Genomic DNA, 17671 nt, shown 5'->3' on the forward strand with positions numbered 1-17671 from the left:
TAGTGGTCGTTTTCTTGTTTCTTGTGAGGGGAATAATGACCGCAAGGGAAAGCGGTAAGCAAGACCGAATGCGACATGCCGTGGCGTAAATGGCACGTCGCAATTGGACCAATGCCTTGCCGCTCAAACAAGCGAGCGCGGAACCGCCTGTTCAAAATCGCGTTCGAAGACGAGTTTTTCGCCTTCGTAAGCTTCAATTCGGGCGCTTACGATGAAGTTTTTGGCGTCCGAGCGTATTTCGGCCGATGTTTCGGTGCGCACCGACCATCCGCTTCGCGACAGGGTTTGCGTCCAATGCGTCCGTCCCCCAGCCGACAACGGATCGTCCGGATGGATCGTCCAGGTCTCGCGGGCGATGCTGCCGTTCGCCAGGCCATGTGCAAGATCGCGCACCTCGCCGAAATCGTCTTCTATGGAAAGCGTGACGATGCCGGTCTTCTCGTCGCGGTCGACGCGGCGTTCCGAATTGGCCGGGCGGATGGTCTCGGTTGCCCAGGGGGAAGCAGCCTCCGGCGCGGCGAACGTGACCTCGTCGCCCGTCGCCAACGGGCGCAGCGGCAGCTTCAGCGTCGCCGCCGACAGGCTCAGGCGGACCGGCTCCGGCGAGGGCCAGATCATGGGCCAATAGGCGTTCGAGACGGCTATGCGCAAATGGTGGCCGGCCGGCACGCGATAGGCGCACTGGTCGAGCACGACGCGTGCCGAAACGCTCTCGCCGGGGACAAGCGCTTGCGGGAATTCGTGCGAGAGGCGGTGCGTGAGGTTGAGCACGCCATAGGAGATCAGTTCCGAGGCGCCATCGGGATGCACGTCGCAAAGCCGCACCGCGATGTTGGCCTGCGGACGGTCGCAGGATAACCGGACGTCGACTTCCGGTGCGCCGACGATGTCGATCGCCTCGGCGAGTTCCTGCTGGTCGAAACACACCGACAGCGCGTCGTCGGGACGCTGGTCGCCCGGCAATTCCGGGCCGAAGGTGAACGGGAAATACTCACCGCCGGCCAGCCCACAGCTTTGCGGCGAAGCGATGGTGACGGATTTACCGCCCGCCGGGATCAATTCGATCGTTTGCGTCTTGATGTCGGGCGAAGGCCACTGCCGCTCCGCCACCCAGCGGCCCGGCCGTTCCGGATGCCAGCGCGCTGGCCGCACGCTGTCCATCACATAGGCGCGGTAGGCCGGGTCGGCCTCGACGCCGGTCTCGATACCCTTCAGCCAGCGGTCCCACCAGCGCAGCGCTTCCTGCAGGAAGCCGATTGCCGGCTGGGGCCCGGCATAATGCGGGTATTTGTGGATCCACGGGCCGACAATGCCTTTGACCGGCGCCTCGATGTTGGCGACGAGATGCGAGATGGTGTTGCGGTAGCCGTCATGCCAGCCGCCGATTGATAGCACCGCGGCCTTGACGGCGGAGAAATCCTCGCAGATTGAGCCCCGTTTCCAGTAGGCGTCGCGGTGCTGGTGGCCAAGCCAGAGTGGCAAAAGGAACGACTGGTTCTCCAGCCGGCTGAGCCACAGGTCGCGCCATCTGTTGTCGCCCGCCAGCAGCGGGTCCGGCGGCCGTGACGAATAGGACAGCATTGTCGAGGCCCAGCCGAAATTTTCCAGCAGCAGGCAGCCGCCCTTGTAGTGGATGTCGTCGGCATAGCGATCAACGGTCGAGCACAGGCTGATCACCGCCTTGAGCGCCGGCGGCTGCTTGGCGGCCACCTGCAGGCAGTTGAAGCCGCCCCAGGAAATACCCATCATGCCGACATTGCCGTTGCACCAGGGTTGAGCCGCCGCCCAGGCGATGACGTCGCAGGCGTCCTGCAATTCCTGCTCGGAATATTCGTCGTCCATCAGCCCTTCGGAATCGCCATTGCCGCGCATGTCGACACGGATCGAGGCATAGCCGTGGCCGGCGAAATAGGGATGCGTCAGCTGGTCACGAAAGATGGTGCCGTCGCGCTTGCGGTAGGGCAGATGCTCGAGGATGACAGGCACCGGATCGTCGCCGGCATCTTCCGGCATCCATACCCGCGCCGACAGCCGGCAGCCATCCGGCATGACGATGGCCATATCAGGGAATTCGACGACCTTGCGGGGAAACTCGGTGACGGTTTTCATGGCGCGCATAACGCCTCGCGGCGCGGCAAGTTTCAATCGCCATTCGCGACTGGAGCAGCGGAATATGCGACCTGTGCCGCTGCTTGGTGCCCTCAGTTCAGCGGAATGTCGTTCTCGGCCTTGTTGGCCTGGTAGTCGCCAGAGAGCGCTTCATAAAGTGCTGCAATCTTGCCGATGCGCGCCTCCAGCCGCCCGCGTTCCGCCTCGGGCAGCGCCCGCACCAGCCTGCGGATCGAAAAGCTCTTCCAATAGGCATTCTCGGCATTGTAACCGCCGGGATCGAGGGTGAAGACCTCTTTCAGGATTTTCAGATCGTGCGGGATGGCAAAACTGTCGCGCGAATCCTCGTGGCTGAACAGATAGTAGAAATTGTCGAAACCGGTCCAGGTGATCGCCGACAGGCAGAGCGAACAGGGCTCGTGCGTGGCCAGGAAGATGGCCTCCTTGGTGTCGACACGTTCGGCTTTGGGCATTTCGTAGAAGCGTTTCAGGCAGTGCACTTCGCCATGCCAGAGCGGGTTTTCGATCTCGTTGTTGGTTTCGGCCAGCACCAGCGAGCGGTCGCCTTTCTTCAGGATCGCCGCGCCGAACAGCTTGTTGCCATGGGCGACGCCTTCCTGCGTCTTCGGCACGATGTCGTGCTCGATCACGTCGAGCAGGCGGTCGATCAGCGAAATGTCGGTCATCAAAGGATCTCGTCGGGGAGATGAATCTCGTAGGCGTGCGAAAAATGGAATTCTTCGAGATTGGAGCCGTCGCCGCCACGGTCGACGATCAGGAAATCCTGGGGCTCACCCAATGGCGTCAGTACGCCGTGCCATAGATTGCGTGAATAATTGATGCCTTGCCCTGGCTTGGTGATGAAGGCATGCGGCTCGGCCGGACCGTCCTTGCCGTCATGACAGACGACGACCAGGAACGGTCGTGGCGACAGCGGGACAAAGGCCTGGCTGCCGAGCGGGTGACGCTCGACCATGGTCAGCGCCAGCGGCAATTCGTAAGGCGTGCCGCGCACCATCGAGATCAGCACGCGCGCATTCGGCCCTACCGCCTCGGCGGTCGCCAGATCATGGTAGCGCTCGGCCTTGCCGCCATTGATCGGGTAGTGGTTGTCGCCGCCCATGTCGATGACATCGCCGAACGGGGCAAAGCCCTCGCGGGTCAGCGGCCGCGCGACGATGCGGGTCACGGCGCACGCCCCGCGATCCCGGCACCGCCGAGCTTGGCGTGCCGGTTGACGTCCTTGTAGAGCAGATAGCGGAATTTTCCCGGTCCGCCGGCATAGCAGGCCTGCGGACAGAAGGAGCGCAGCCACATATAGTCGCCGGCCTCCACCTCGACCCAGTCCTGGTTGAGCCGGTAGACGGCCTTGCCTTCCAGGACATAGAGCCCGTGCTCCATGACATGGGTCTCGGCAAAGGGAATGACCGCGCCCGGTTCGAGGGTGACGATGGTCATGTGCATGTCATGGCGCATGTCGGCCGGATCGACGAAGCGCGTCGTCGCCCAACGGCCGTCGGTACCCGGCATCGGCGTCGGCCCGATGTCCTGCTCGTTGGTGAAGAAGGCTTGCGGGACCTCGAGGCCGCTGACGGACTCATAAGCCTTGCGTATCCAGTGAAAGCGGACAGCCGCATTGCTTTCGTTGCGAACAGTCCAGCCGCTCGACGGCGGCAGGAAGGCGAAGCCGCCCGGCCGCAAGACATGTCTTTCGCCGGCAAGCAGGACGGTCAGTTCGCCTTCGACCACGAACAAGGCGCCCTCGGCGCCGGCATCGGGTTCCGGCCGGTCGCTGCCACCGCCGGGCGCGATCTCGACGATGTACTGCGAAAACGTCTCGGCAAAGCCCGACAGCGGCCTCGACAATATCCAGACGCGGGTCTTGTCCCAGAATGGCAGGGCGCTGGTGACGATGTCCTGCATCACGCCCTTGGGGATGACGGCATAGGCCTCGGTGAAGACGGCGCGGCCGGTCAGAAGCTCACTCTGGCCGGAATGGCCGCCATGTGGAGCATAATAGGTTCGCTCGGGCATCCTGATCGTATCCATGGGTTCAAACCTATTGCGGAAGCATGTCCTTGAGGCGGAAGAGCGCGATGCGCTCGACCTGTTTGCAGGCGGTCTCGAATTCGACGCCGCGGCTGTTGCCGATGCGCCTTTCGAACTCCGCCAGGATTTCTTGCCTGGTCTTACCCTTCACCGCGATGATGAACGGGAAACCGAAGGTGGTGACGTAGGCGGCATTGAGCTTGGAAAACAGCTCGCGCTCCTTGTCGGTCAGCTCATCGAGGCTGGCCGAAGCCTGTTCCCTGGCCGATTCAGCCGTCAGCCGCCTGGCCCTTGCCAGCTTGCCGGCAAGGTCGGGATGGGCGTTGAGCACGCCGAGCCGCTCCGTTTCGCTTGCGGCGCGGAAAACGCGGCAGAGCGCATTGTGCAGGCCGCCGGCGCTGTCGTGCGCCGGGCCAAGTTCCAGCTCGTAAGCGCGCTCGGCTATCCACGGCGAATGTTCGAAAACGCCGCCGAAAGCATGCACGAAGGCCTCGAATTCCATCCTCGAAGGGCGCAGCACCGGCGGCTTGTATGGATGGGTCTCGCGCCAATGCCTGGCGATGTCGATACGCCGCGCCAGCCAGACCTTGTCGTGCGACTTCACATAGTCGACGAAGCGCTTCAGCGCCGCCACCCGCCCCGGCCGCCCGACGAGGCGACAGTGCAGGCCGATATTCATCATGCGCGGCCGCCCAGCCTTGCCTTCGGCATAGAGCGTGTCGAAACTGTCCTTCAGATAGGCGAAGAACTGGTCGCCCGAGTTGAAGCCCTGCGGCGTGGCGAAGCGCATGTCGTTGGCATCGAGCGTGTAGGGGATGATGAGCTGCGGCCTGTCGGTCCCGTCATCCGCGAACCAGTAGGGCAGCTCGTCGTCATAAGTGTCGGAGACGTAGTCGAAGCCGCCTTCCTCCGCCACCAGCCGCACGGTGTTGATCGACGTCCGGCCGGTGTACCAGCCCGTCGGGCGCGCGCCTGTCACTTCGTAGTGCAGCCGGATCGCCTCCTTGAGGTCGCGGCGCTCGTCCTCGGCGCTGTGGTCGCGGTAGTCGATCCATTTCAGTCCGTGCGAGGCGATCTCCCAGCCGGCATCCTGCATCGCCGTCACCTGATCGGGCGAGCGGGCGAGTGCCGTGGCGACGCCGTAACAGGTCACTGGCACCTCGGCCTCGTTGAACAGGCGAAGCAGCCGCCAGAAGCCTGCCCGCGCCCCATATTCGTAGATCGATTCCATGTTCCAATGGCGTTGGCCCGCCCAGGGAGCCGCGCCGACGATTTCCGACAGGAAGGCTTCCGAAGCCTTGTCGCCATGCAGGACGCAGTTCTCGCCGCCTTCTTCGTAATTGACGACAAATTGCACGGCCACATGCGCGCCACCGGGCCATTTGGGATCCGGCGGATTGGCTCCGTAGCCGCGCATGTCTCTGGTGTAACGCATCGTCCCTCCCACGGGGCATCGCCCGAAGTATGATCAGGATATCGAAAGGGTGCTTCTCGCATTCCCCCGAAAATTTTTGAAAGTGTTTTTGTCGCACTCCGCTCGACCGGGACTTATGCATCGCCTTTAATTGGCGCACAATTCATCAGCAATGTTTGGCTGTACCGGCCGGTTTGTTCGTGTTGGAATGGGAGGCGGACAATGGCAGAAACGTCGAAAATCGATGGCGGACGTCTGACGACCCATGTGCTGGATACGGCGACCGGCAAGCCCGCGGCGGGATTGTCGATCGCGCTCTACCGGATCGATGGCTCGGCCAGGACGCATCTCAAGACGGTCGCCACCAACGCCGACGGCCGTTGCGACGCACCGCTTTTGGCCGACGCGGATTTCCAGACCGGCGAATACGAGCTTGTGTTCGCCGCTGGCGACTATCTGCGGCGCCAGGGAACGAAACTGCCCGAGCCGGCCTTCCTCGACACCGTGCCGATCCGCTTCGGCATGGCGGATGCCGTGCATTATCATGTGCCGCTGCTCGTCTCGCCCTACGGCTATTCGACTTACAGGGGGAGCTGAGACGTGGCCGAGGTCAAGATCCGTAACGATATTCGTTTTATCCTCAACGGCAGGGATGTCGTGCTGTCATCCGTGGCGCCTGACGCGACCTTGCTCGACTGGCTGCGGCTCGACCGATCGCTGCGCGGCACCAAGGAAGGCTGCGCAGAGGGCGATTGCGGCGCTTGCACCGTGCTGGTCGGCAGGCTTTCCGCCGGCGAACTGGTCTATGAAAGTGTCAACGCCTGCATCCGCTTTCTGGGTTCGTTGGACGGCACCCATGTCGTGACGGTCGAGCATCTCCGTGGAACGCCGGGCCAGTTGCACCCGGTGCAGCAGGCGATGGTGGATTTCCACGGTTCGCAATGCGGCTTCTGCACGCCAGGTTTTGTCATGTCGCTTTACGGCTTGTGGATGAAATCACCGGAACCGTCGGACGCGGCCATCGAAAAGGCCTTGCAGGGCAATCTCTGCCGCTGCACCGGCTATGAGGCGATCATGCGCGCGGCCCGCGCCATCTCCAGCTACGGCAAAGCACAGAAGGATCCGCTTGCGCTGGAGCGTCAGTCGATCATGGCCAGATTCGAGGCGATGGGCGACGGGGCACGGATCGAGATCGGCGCCGGCAAGGCGCGGCTCGTCGTGCCGGCTGACGTTGACGATTTCGCCGCCGTGCTCGACAAGGAACCGGGCGCCACCATCGTCGCCGGCTCGACCGATGTCGGTCTCTGGGTGACCAAGCACATGCGCGATATTTCGCCTGTCATCTTCATCGGCAATCTCGACGGGCTGTGCGCCATTGCCGAGGACAAGGACGTGATCTCGATCGGCGCCGGCGTCACCTATTCCGATGCCTTCGCGATGCTGTCGAAACGCATCCCGGCGCTCGGGCCATTGTTCGATCGCATCGGCGGCGAACAGGTGCGCAACATGGGCACGATCGGCGGCAACATCGCCAATGGCTCGCCGATCGGCGACACACCGCCGCCATTCATCGCGCTCGGCGCGCGGCTGACGCTGCGCCGTGGAAGCAAGCGGCGCACGATCCCGCTCGAGGATTTCTTCATCGCCTATGGCAAGCAGGACCGGCAGGCCGGCGAGTTCGTCGAGGCCGTGCATGTGCCGGTTCCGGCAAACGAAACGAAGTTCGCCGTCTACAAGATCACCAAGCGCCGCGACGAGGATATCACCGCCGCCCTCGGCGCGTTTTTTCTGACCTTGGCCAGGGACGGCACCGTGGCCGATATCCGCATCGCCTATGGCGGCATGGCGGCGACGCCGAAGCGGGCTGCGAACGTCGAGAAGGCACTGCTCAGCAAGCCCTGGACCGAAGAAACAGTCGAGGCTGCGATGGCCGAATACGCAACGGATTTCACGCCGCTCACCGACATGCGGGCGAGCGCTGAATATCGGGCTTTGGCGGCGAAAAACTTGTTGTTGCGTTTCTTTGTCGAAACCACCGGCACCAGGGCACCGTTCCAGGTGTCGCGCAACGAGGCGGCATGATGAACAAGCACGCCAGCGCCAATTTAAAGGCCGAAAAGATCGTCGGCGGCGTCGCCACAGACCAGCGCCATGATTCCGCGCACAAGCATGTCAGCGGCAGCGCCGTTTACATCGACGATATGCCCGAACCGGCGGGCACGCTGCATGGCTGCCTCGGCTTGGCCACGGCCACGCATGCCACCATCGCCAAAATGGACCTGTCGGCGGCGCGCGCCGCCCCCGGCGTGATCGACGTGCTCACGGCAAAGGATGTGCCGGGCGAGAACGACATTTCGCCGACCGGGCGCCATGACGAGCCGGTACTCGCCGACGGCGAGGTACAGTTTTTCGGCCAGCCGATCTTTTGCGTGATTGCCGAGACGCGCGAGCAGGCGCGGCGCGCCACCAGGCTGGCAAGGGTCGAATACGAGGAATTGCCTTTCGTCACCGACATCGGCGCGCTCGATCCGACCAGGGACAAACTCGTCACGCCGCCTCTGACGCTGAAGCGCGGCGACGCGGCTGCTGCGATCCGTCAGGCCCCCCGCCGGCTGAAAGGAAAAATGCGCGTCGGCGGCCAGGAGCATTTCTACCTCGAAGGGCATATCGCGATGGCGGTTCCCGGCGAGGATCAGGACGTCACCATCTATTCCTCGACGCAGCATCCGAGCGAAGTCCAGCACATGGTTGGTCATGCACTCGGCGTGCCGAGCAACGCCATTACCGTGGAAATGCGCCGCATGGGGGGCGGCTTCGGCGGCAAGGAAACGCAGGGCAACCAGTTCGCCGCGCTGGCCGCGATCGCCGCCAAGAAGCATCATCGGGCAGTGAAAATCCGGCCCGATCGCGATGATGACATGATCGCCACCGGCAAGCGGCACGATTTCCTCATCGACTACGAAGCCGGCTTCGACGATGAGGGCAATATTCTCGGCGTCGACTTCATGTTCGCGGCGCGCTGCGGCTTTTCTGCGGATCTTTCCGGCCCGGTCACCGACCGCGCGCTGTTCCACTGCGACAACACTTATTTCTGGCCGGCGGTGCATGCGCAGTCGGCGCCGCTCTACACCAACACGGTCTCGAACACAGCCTTTCGGGGCTTCGGGGGCCCGCAAGGCATGGTCGGCGCCGAGCGCATCATCGACGAGGTGGCGTTTGCCGTCGGCAAGGACCCGCTTGAGATCCGCAAGCGGAATTTCTATGGAACCGCCGACCGCAACGTCACGCCCTACCACCAGGTGGTCGAGGACAACATCATCCACCGCATCGTGGCGGAACTGGAAGAAAGCGCCAGTTATGCAAGGCGCCGGCGCGAAATCTCGGCCTTCAACAACAACAGCCGCTTCATCAAGCGAGGCCTCGCACTGACGCCGGTCAAGTTCGGCATCTCGTTTACCGCCACGCATTACAACCAGGCCGGCGCGCTGGTGCATGTCTACACCGACGGTTCGGTGCATCTGAACCATGGCGGCACCGAGATGGGGCAGGGCCTCAACGTCAAGGTGGCGCAAGTGGTGGCGCAAGAGTTCCAGATCGATCTCGACCAGGTGAAGATCACCGCGACGACCACCGGCAAGGTGCCGAACACCTCGGCCACCGCCGCGTCGTCCGGCACCGACCTCAATGGAATGGCGGCGCAGAACGGCGCCCGCCAGATCAAGGACCGGCTGACCGATTTCGCCGCCGAGAAATACCAGGTGCCACGCGACCAGGTGCTGTTCCTGCCCAACAGGGTGCGCATCGGCAACCAGGAGATACCTTTCGCCGACCTCGTCAAGCAGGCCTATATGGCCCGCATCCAGCTTTCGGCGGCCGGCTTTTACAAGACGCCGAAGATCCACTGGGACCGCGACAAGGGCGAGGGCCGTCCTTTCTATTATTTCGCCTATGGCGCCTCCTGCTCGGAAGTCTCGGTCGACACGCTGACCGGCGAATACATGGTCGAACGCACCGACATCCTGCACGAGACGGGCCGCTCGCTGAACCGCGCCATCGACCTCGGCCAGGTCGAGGGCGGTTTCATCCAGGGCATGGGCTGGCTGACGACGGAGGAATTGTGGTGGGACGAGAAGGGTCGGCTGCGCACCCATGCGCCGTCGACCTACAAGATCCCGTTGGCCTCGGACCGGCCCAAGATCTTCAACGTGACACTGGCCGATTGGCCGGAGGCCGGTGAGCCGACAATCCACCGCTCCAAGGCGGTCGGCGAGCCGCCCTTCCCGCTCGGCATGTCGGTGCTGCATGCCCTGTCTGACGCGGTGGCCAGCGTCGCCGACCACAGGATCTGTCCGCGTCTCGATGCGCCTGCGACACCGGAACGCGTGCTGATGGCGATCGAGCGGCTGAAGCAAGAGGCGAAGGCCTGACACCGGCAACACGTGCAAAACAGGCCGAAAAGGCCTATATTTCCCGACAGGGAATGTGAAAATGAACGCGACTGTGCAAAGCCTGAAAGCCTTTTTTGGCCAAGCCGGCCGGGTCGCGCTCGTCGAGGTCGCGGCGACGAAGGGCTCGACGCCGCGCGAGAAGGGCGCCTTCATGCTTGTCTCGCAAGCGGCGACATCGGGCACGATCGGCGGCGGCCAACTGGAATATATGGCCATCGACAAGGCTAGGCAGATGCTTGGTTCTTCACCCTCCCCCTTGTCGAGAGGGTCGGCGAGCGGACGCCGCGAAGCGGCTTCAGCGAAACGGGGTGGGGGAGTGGCGTTCACAGCCCCGCAGACGACTTTGCCGTCCGACCCTCCCCCTGAGGGGGAGGGTGAAGAAACCCGCCCCGACACCCGCGTGATCTTCGACGTGGCGCTCGGCCCGGAGATCGGCCAATGCTGTGGCGGGCGTGTCGAAGTGTCGATCCGCCTCGTCGATGCGACGTTGGCGCAGGAGCTGATTTCGGCCGCGGAGATCGAGCAGGCTGAACTGCCTTATGTCTACATTTTCGGCGGCGGCCACGTCGGCCAGGCGCTGGCCTCCGCGGTCGCCCTTCTCCCTGTGCGTGCCGTCGTCATCGAAACACGGGCCGACGCGCTTGAAGGAATGCCGCAAGCCATCGAGACGCGGCTGACCCCGATGCCTGAAGCCGAGGTGCGCAACGCGCCTGCAGGCAGCGCCTTCGCCATCCTCACCCATGATCATGCGCTGGACTTCCTGATTGTCGCCGAAGCCCTGAAGCGTGATGACACCGCCTATGTCGGCATGATCGGCTCAAAGACCAAGAAAGCGACATTCAGGAATTGGTTCCTGAAGTCGGCTGAGGGCACGGAAGCGCAGTTTGCCCGCCTCGTTTCCCCAATTGGCGGTGATGCCGTGAAAGACAAGCGCCCATCCGTCATTGCCGCGCTAGCGGCCGCCGAGATCATGACGGCGCTGGTCAATCACGGCGCCGCGGCAAATGCCGAGCACCAGGTGCCGCATGATAGGACGACGGCCGGGTAAGGTCACGTCGCGGCTATACCGGTTGCTTCAAGCCCAGATGATCGCGCAGTGTGCGGCCCTCATAATCCCTACGAAACAGGCCGCGCCGCTGCAGCTCCGGCACGACCAGGGTGGCGAAGGCATCGAGTTCGCCGGGGAAATATGACGGCATGACGTTGAAGCCGTCCGCCGCACCGCCCTCGAACCGGGCCTGGAGTTCGTCTGCGATCTGCACCGCGGTCCCGACGATGCGCCAATGGCCGCGTGCGCCAGCGAAATGGCGGGCAAGCTGGCGGATGGAAAGGCCGTCGCGGCGCGATTGCTCGATGACCAGGGCCTGCCGGCTTTTCATGCCTTCGCTCTCCGGCAATTCGGGCAGCGGCCCGTCGAGCGGATAGCGCCGAAGATCGGAGATGCTGAGATAGCTGGACAGCAGCGCTACGCCGACGTCATCGGGGATCAGCTCCTGCAGCTCCTCGTATTTCGCCCGCGCTTCCGCTTCGGTTTCCGCCACCACCGGGGCGACGCCGGGCATGATCTTGATGTCGTCCGGTTCGCGTCCATAGGCCGCCAGACGGCCCTTGAGATCGTCGTAGAAAGCCTTCGCTTCCGCGAAAGTCTGCGCGGCGGTGAACACCACATCGGCGGTGCGAGCGGCGAGATCGCGGCCGACATCCGAGGCGCCGGCCTGAACCATGACCGGGGCGCCCTGCGGCGAACGCGGCAAATCGAGTGGATCGCACACCGAAAAGCTCTGGCCGTCATGGCCGGAGGCGCCGAGCTTGCCGTGCCAAAGCCTGGTGACGACTTCGGCGAATTCTCGTGCCCGTTCATAACGATCGGCGTGGGGTCTGAGACCCGTTGCGCCGAAGTTGGCGGCCTCGATTGGGCTGGCCGACGTGACCAGGTTCCAGCCGGCGCGCCCGCCGCTCAGCTGGTCGAGCGAAAGGAAGGTTCGTGCCAGCCCGTAAGGCTCGTTGTAGCTGGTCGAAGCCGTGGAGACGAGGCCGATGCGGCTGGTCTGGACAGCGAGTGCGGAAAGCAGGCTGATCGGCTCGAAGCCGATCGAACGCGAGGTCTGGCTGGCGATGCTGACATCGGCTTCGCGCAGGCCGGCCGCATCCTCGCAGAACAACAGGTCGAATTTCGCCGCTTCCGCCGTGCGTGCCAGCGCGACGTAATGATCGATGTCGATCCCGGCCTTCACATGGGCCTGGGGATGCCGCCAGGCGGCGATATGGTGGCCCGTCGCCCACAGAAAGGCGCCGAGCTTCATCTGGCGCGCGGTCATCGGTCGCCTCCGCCGCTGAGTCCCAGATGCGAGCGCAGCGTTGTGCCCCCATGGCTCTGTCGAAACAGCCCGCGCCGCCGCAGCTCCGGCAGAACGCGATTGGTGAAATCGTCGAGCGCTGAAATGTGCGCGGACAGCCGGATGTTGAATCCGTCGCAATTGTTCGCCCGGAATTCTTCCTCCATCCTGTCGGCCAGCCCGGCGACGCCGTTGGCGGCGAGGGATATGTCAGCCAATATTCTCACGGCATCCGGTTCGCGCCCGGACGCGGAAACGCGGCGCCTGAATTCGTCATGGCGTGCCTTGCGCCGCGCTGCCCGCCTTTCGCCCAGCAGGATGACATCGGCTGTGCGCGCGGCAATGTCGAGGTCGCCTGCCGCCAGGCCGGACAGGACCAGAACCGGCGTATCCTGCGGCGAACGCGCCACGTTCAGCGGTCCGCGCACGGCGAAGAATTCGCCCTTGTGGTCGAGCTGGTGCATTTTTCCGGGATCGTGAAAGCGGCCGCTGTCTTTGTCGAACAACAGCGCGTCCGCCTCCCAGCCATTCCACAAGCCCTGGACGATGCCGATATATTCCTCGGAGCGGCGGCGAAACTCGTCGCTGGAAAATCCATCCGGCCGGCTGAAATTGGCCGCCTCGCTCGGCGCCTGCGCCATCGTTGCGTTCCATCCGGCGCGACCGTGGCTGATGATATCGAGCGAGGCGAACCGGCGCGCCAGATTGTAGGGCTGGTGGGCAACCATCGACGCGGTGGCGACCAGCCCGATCCTGCTCGTCACGGTCGCCAGTGCGGCAAGCAGGGTCGTCGCTTCGAACGGGTTGCCCGACCCGGCCCTGCCCGGCGGCGCATCGTCGAGAACAATCATGTCCAGCCCGGCCGCTTCCGCCCGCTGCGCGAAGCCGGCCAAGTCGCTGAAGGTGAGCGCGCCGGCCTGCCCGGCCGTGGAGGCAATGTTGAGCGAAACGGCTAGATGCATTGTGGTTTGCTCGTCAGTCGGCGCAAAGCCCATCGGCCATGAGGCGGCATCCGCGAACCTAAGTTTGCCTTCGCGCAACGCAACCCTTTCGACTGGGCCAGGAGCCGCTCACTTGCCGACCAGTATGTCCTTGATCAGCCGTTGGCAGCGCTCGGCCATGAAATCCAGCAGCAGGCGCACTTTCGGGTCCTGCAGCTTTTTGTGCGGATAGACGGCGGCGAACTGCACCGGCGTGGGCGGCGTGCCGGCCAGGATGATCTTCAGCCGCCGGTCGCGGATGAACGGCTCGACCTCGAAGCGCGGCTTGTTGATGATGCCGCGCCCCGACAGCGCCCAGCCGGTCAGCACGTCGCCATCGTCCGTATCATAGGGCCCGTGCACCTCGAATTTCTGCGGCCCGTTCGGCGTCTGCAGGATCCAGACATATTCGCGCGCGCCGGAATAGCGCAGCATCAGGCAATCGTGCTTCCTGCTGATCAGTTCCTGCGGCTCGGCCGGCTCTCCGCGCGCCTCCAGATATTTGGGTGCCGCGACCAGCACCCGCTCGCATTCCATGATGCCGCGCATCCTGAGGCTGGAATCCTCGATGATACCGAGCCGAAAGGCGACGTCGATACCCTCTTTCATGATATCGACATTGTGGTCCGAGAGCCTCAGCCGCACCTCGATATCAGGGTATTTGTCGTGGAAATCGGGAATGCCCGAGGCGACCAGGCGGCGGCCGAGGCCGAGCGGCGCGGTCACGCGGATGGTGCCGCGCGGCTGGCCGGAAAGGGCCGAGACCGCGGCCTCCGCCTCGGTGATCGCTTCCAGCACCTGCTTGGCGCCGGTGTAGAACACCGTGCCATGCTCGGTCGGCATCAATTGTCGTGTCGTGCGGTTGAACAGCCGCACACCAAGGTGCTTCTCCAGCTCCTTGATGCGGTTGGAGGCAACCGCCGGCGAAATGCGCATGTCGCGCCCGGCCGCTGACAAATTGCCGAGCTCGACGACGCGGACGAAGACGGCGATGTTGTCGAGATAGGCCATGCGGTTCAGTGGCTTTCAATCAAGCTGCGTGCGAGCAACCTAGTATTTTCCAATTTTTTTGAAAGTCATCGCACACCTCGCCTCTTTCCGTTTGCGCGCCACACCGTAAAGTCGCTTCATCGGCAGGGACGACTTCAATGATGGATTTCGCTATTTTCTGGGACTGGCTGAGCTTTGCCGTGCGCTGGCTGCATGTCATCACCGGCATCGCCTGGATCGGCTCGTCCTTCTATTTCGTCGCGCTCGATCTCGGTTTGCGCCAGCGACCGGGCATGCCTGCCGGCGCCTTCGGCGAGGAGTGGCAGGTGCATGGCGGCGGCTTCTATCACATCCAGAAATACCTGGTCGCGCCGGCCGAGATGCCGGAACACCTCACCTGGTTCAAATGGGAATCCTACGCCACCTGGCTGTCCGGCTTCGCCATGCTGTGCGTGGTCTACTATGCGGGGGCCGACCTGTTCCTGATCGATCCCAACGTGCTGCCGATGTCTGTGCCGGTCGGCATCGTCCTGTCGATGGCGACGATCGGCGTCGGCTGGGTGGTTTATGACCTGCTCTGCCGTTCGCCGCTGGGCAAAAGCGATACAGGCCTGATGCTGGTGCTCTACTGCGTGCTGGTGTTCATCGCCTGGGGACTGACCCATCTGTTCACCGGCCGCGCCGCTTTCCTGCATCTGGGCGCCATCACCGCCACGATCATGTCGGCCAATGTCTTCATGGTCATCATCCCCAACCAGAAGATTGTCGTCGCCGACCTCATCGCCGGCCGCAAGCCGGATCCGAAATACGGCAAGATCGCCAAGCAGCGCTCGCTCCATAACAATTACCTGACGCTGCCGGTGCTGTTTCTGATGCTGTCGAACCATTACCCGCTGGCGTTCGGCACTGAGTTCAACTGGATCATCGCCTCCCTGGTGTTCATCATCGGCGTGTTGATCCGCCACTACTTCAACACCGTGCACAAGCGCGCCGGCAACCCGCACTGGACCTGGCTGGGCGCCCTTGTCCTGTTCCTCATCATCGTCTGGTTGTCCACCGTGCCGAAGGTGTTGACCGGCGAACCAAAGGCGTCCGCCTCGGCGCAAGTCTATATCGCCTCGGCCCATTTCCCGGCCGTGCGCGACACCGTGCTCGGCCGCTGCTCGATGTGCCATTCACAGGAGCCGGTCTACGAGGGCATCTACCATGCGCCCAAGGGCGTGATGCTGGATACCGACGCCGGCATCGCCGAGCATGCCCGCGAGATCTATCTGCAGGCCGGCCGCAGCCATGCCATGCCGCCCGCCAATGTCAGCCAGATCACCCACAAGGAGCGGGCGCTGCTGGTGGCCTGGTTCGAAGGCGCGGGGAAATAAGCATGACATCGACACTTCTGCGTGGCCGCACGCTGTCCTTCGTGCGCTGGCCTGAAAGCATCGATGATCATTCCGCCTGGCGCTACGAGGAGGATGGCGGCCTGCTGATCCACGACGGCAGGATCGTCGCTGCGGGCGCTTACGTCGATGTTGAAAGGAACGCAGACGAGACAGCGAGAAGGATTGATCACCGGCCGCATCTGCTGCTTCCGGGCTTCATCGATGCCCATGTGCATTTCCCGCAGATGCAGATCATCGCCTCCTACGGCGCCGAACTGCTCGATTGGCTAAACGCCTACACTTTCCCGGAGGAGACGAAGTTCGCCAATGCGCAGCATGGCCGGCGCGTCGCGCGGCTGTTCCTCGACGAGATGGTGCGCCACGGCACCACGACGGTCGCCGCCTACTGCTCCGTGCACAAGGCCTCCGCAGAAGCTTTCTTCGCCGAGTCGCATGACCGCAACATGCTCAACATCGCCGGCAAGGTGATGATGGACCGCAACGCGCCCGATGGCGTGCTCGACACGCCGCAATCGGGCTATGACGACAGCAAGGCGCTCATCAGGGAGTGGCACGGCAAGGGCCGGCAGCTTTATGCCATCACCCCTCGCTTCGCGATCACCTCGTCGCCGGAGCAGATGGAGATGGCCGGCGCGCTATGCCGCGAACACCCCGACCTGCACATCCAGACGCATCTGTCGGAAAACCATGCCGAGATCGCCTTCACGCAGGAGCTTTATCCGTGGTCGCGCGATTACACCGACGTCTATGAGCATTACGGGCTGTTGGGGAGAAAGAGCCTGCTCGGCCATTGCATCCATCTGTCGGAGCGGGAAGCGGACGCGCTTTCGGACAGCGGCTCCGTAGCCGTGTTCTGCCCGACCTCGAACCTTTTCCTCGGCTCCGGCCTGTTCGACTATCAGCGCTACCGCACGCGCGATAAAGCCCTCCGCATCGCCGCCGCCACCGATGTCGGTGGCGGCACCAACTATTCCATGCTGCGCACCATGGACGAGGGCTACAAGGTGATCGCGCTGAACGGCGAGAAGCTGAACCCGTTCCAGTCCTTCTGGCAGGTCACGCGCGGCAACGCCGAGGCGCTGTCGGTGGCGCAAAGGATCGGCACACTGGAGGAAGGCACCGATGCCGATATCGTCGTGCTGGACGCCAGGGCGACGTCGTCGATGCGGCTCAGGATGGAGACTGTCGAGACGCTGGCGCAGGAACTCTTTCTCTTGCAGACGCTGGGCGATGATCGCGCCGTGCGCGAGGTCTATGTGGCGGGTCGGCCGGCAAAGACCGATTTGGCAATTTAGAACGTGACGGCGCGTTCCTTGCTTGACCCGGGCTTGACCCGGCGGCAACCATCCGTCAAAGCGTGCGGCGACGTTGACAGGGGAACGACATGGCCGTTGCCGAAGACATCGCTCTGATCAAGAGACAGGAGGAAGTCCTTGTCTTTCCCGCCTTCGACGAGGCGGTCGCGTTCAGTATCGGATCCGCGATCCGCGACCGGGCGCTCGCCGAAAATCTCCCGATCATCGTCGACATCAGGACCTTCGACCGACCGCTGTTCTATGCCGCCATGCCGGGCTCGAACGCTTCCAATCCCGACTGGGCGCGGCGCAAGATCAACGTCGTCAAGCGGTTCCTGAAAAGCACTTACCGCATGGTGCTGGAACAGCAGCGCCCCGACCGCACCTTCAAGATCGGCGAGGGCCTGGATATTGCCGACTACGTGCTGGCCGGCGGCGGCTTTCCCGTCACGGTCAAGGGTGTCGGGGTCATCGGCGTCATCGCCGTTTCGGGCCTGCCGGAGCGCCAGGATCATGGCGTGGTGGTCGATGCGCTGTGTGATCATCTGGGCATCGACAAGCGCGAATTGGTATTGCCGCCGGAAGAAAAGTCGTGACGTCGGCGCCGCCCCTCATCCGCCTGCCCGTTCTCCGCAGCAGCTGCGCAGCAGCTG

15 protein-coding genes are annotated in these 17671 nt (G+C 63.6%); 7 read left to right on the top strand and 8 right to left on the bottom strand.

Annotated elements, in window-relative coordinates:
- Positions 1-123: 123 nt before the first annotated feature.
- From ACIU1A_RS30170 to puuE, 5 genes are all read right to left on the bottom strand, one after another.
- Positions 124-2109, bottom strand: coding sequence for a CocE/NonD family hydrolase (locus ACIU1A_RS30170; protein WP_404925988.1), 1986 nt, complete (start codon positions 2107-2109; stop codon positions 124-126).
- 92 nt (positions 2110-2201) lie between these two features.
- Entirely contained in the window at positions 2202-2795 is a 594-nt protein-coding gene (locus tag ACIU1A_RS30175; RefSeq protein WP_140501182.1) for a nucleoside deaminase, read from the bottom strand.
- Positions 2795-3298, bottom strand: coding sequence for an ureidoglycolate lyase (locus tag ACIU1A_RS30180; protein ID WP_140501180.1), 504 nt, complete (start codon positions 3296-3298; stop codon positions 2795-2797). Before ACIU1A_RS30180 ends, ACIU1A_RS30175 begins: the two co-directional genes overlap by 1 nt.
- Positions 3295-4158, bottom strand: a complete 864-nt coding sequence (locus ACIU1A_RS30185; protein ID WP_404925989.1) for a bifunctional allantoicase/(S)-ureidoglycine aminohydrolase — start codon at positions 4156-4158, stop codon at positions 3295-3297. The genes ACIU1A_RS30180 and ACIU1A_RS30185 overlap by 4 nt, the downstream gene beginning before the upstream one ends.
- 10 nt (positions 4159-4168) lie before the next feature.
- A complete protein-coding gene (puuE, locus tag ACIU1A_RS30190) occupies positions 4169-5593 on the bottom strand; it encodes an allantoinase PuuE (protein WP_404925990.1) in 1425 nt (474 codons plus the stop codon).
- Positions 5594-5794: 201 nt separating this feature from the next.
- Between puuE and uraH the strand changes: the two genes are divergently transcribed.
- From uraH to xdhC, 4 genes are all read left to right on the top strand, one after another.
- Positions 5795-6169, top strand: a complete 375-nt coding sequence (gene uraH / locus ACIU1A_RS30195; RefSeq protein WP_404925991.1) for a hydroxyisourate hydrolase — start codon at positions 5795-5797, stop codon at positions 6167-6169.
- 3 nt (positions 6170-6172) lie between these two features.
- On the top strand, positions 6173-7654 hold the full coding sequence (xdhA, locus tag ACIU1A_RS30200) for a xanthine dehydrogenase small subunit (protein ID WP_404925992.1): 1482 nt from the start codon (positions 6173-6175) through the stop codon (positions 7652-7654).
- A complete protein-coding gene (xdhB, locus tag ACIU1A_RS30205; RefSeq protein WP_404928037.1) occupies positions 7654-9999 on the top strand; it encodes a xanthine dehydrogenase molybdopterin binding subunit in 2346 nt (781 codons plus the stop codon). The genes xdhA and xdhB overlap by 1 nt, the downstream gene beginning before the upstream one ends.
- A 61-nt stretch (positions 10000-10060) precedes the next feature.
- Positions 10061-11068: a xanthine dehydrogenase accessory protein XdhC gene (gene xdhC, locus ACIU1A_RS30210; protein ID WP_404925994.1), complete on the top strand. Its 1008-nt coding sequence runs from the start codon at positions 10061-10063 to the stop codon at positions 11066-11068.
- A gap of 13 nt (positions 11069-11081) precedes the next feature.
- Here the strand turns inward: xdhC and ACIU1A_RS30215 are convergent, their stop codons facing one another.
- From ACIU1A_RS30215 to ACIU1A_RS30225, 3 genes are all read right to left on the bottom strand, one after another.
- Positions 11082-12338 (bottom strand): LLM class flavin-dependent oxidoreductase, encoded by a 1257-nt coding sequence (locus ACIU1A_RS30215; protein WP_140567840.1) that lies wholly within the window; start codon positions 12336-12338, stop codon positions 11082-11084.
- Complete coding sequence (locus tag ACIU1A_RS30220; protein ID WP_404925995.1) at positions 12335-13318, bottom strand: LLM class flavin-dependent oxidoreductase; 984 nt, start codon at positions 13316-13318, stop codon at positions 12335-12337. The genes ACIU1A_RS30215 and ACIU1A_RS30220 overlap by 4 nt, the downstream gene beginning before the upstream one ends.
- 108 nt (positions 13319-13426) lie before the next feature.
- The gene (locus tag ACIU1A_RS30225) at positions 13427-14347 is read right to left on the bottom strand and encodes a LysR substrate-binding domain-containing protein (protein WP_404925996.1); all 921 of its coding nucleotides are present in this window, start codon (positions 14345-14347) and stop codon (positions 13427-13429) included.
- A gap of 137 nt (positions 14348-14484) precedes the next feature.
- Between ACIU1A_RS30225 and ACIU1A_RS30230 the strand changes: the two genes are divergently transcribed.
- From ACIU1A_RS30230 to ACIU1A_RS30240, 3 genes are all read left to right on the top strand, one after another.
- Positions 14485-15702: a urate hydroxylase PuuD gene (locus ACIU1A_RS30230; protein ID WP_404925997.1), complete on the top strand. Its 1218-nt coding sequence runs from the start codon at positions 14485-14487 to the stop codon at positions 15700-15702.
- Between the two features lie 2 nt (positions 15703-15704).
- Complete coding sequence (gene guaD / locus ACIU1A_RS30235; RefSeq protein ID WP_404925998.1) at positions 15705-17018, top strand: guanine deaminase; 1314 nt, start codon at positions 15705-15707, stop codon at positions 17016-17018.
- 89 nt (positions 17019-17107) lie between these two features.
- Positions 17108-17614 carry a heme-degrading domain-containing protein gene (locus ACIU1A_RS30240; RefSeq protein WP_404925999.1) on the top strand — a complete coding sequence of 169 codons (507 nt, stop codon included), beginning with the start codon at positions 17108-17110 and terminating at the stop codon, positions 17612-17614.
- The last annotated feature ends 57 nt before the right edge of the window (positions 17615-17671 follow it).

Origin of the sequence: Mesorhizobium maamorense (assembly GCF_044998965.1) — a bacterium.
Lineage (GTDB): Bacteria > Pseudomonadota > Alphaproteobacteria > Rhizobiales > Rhizobiaceae > Mesorhizobium.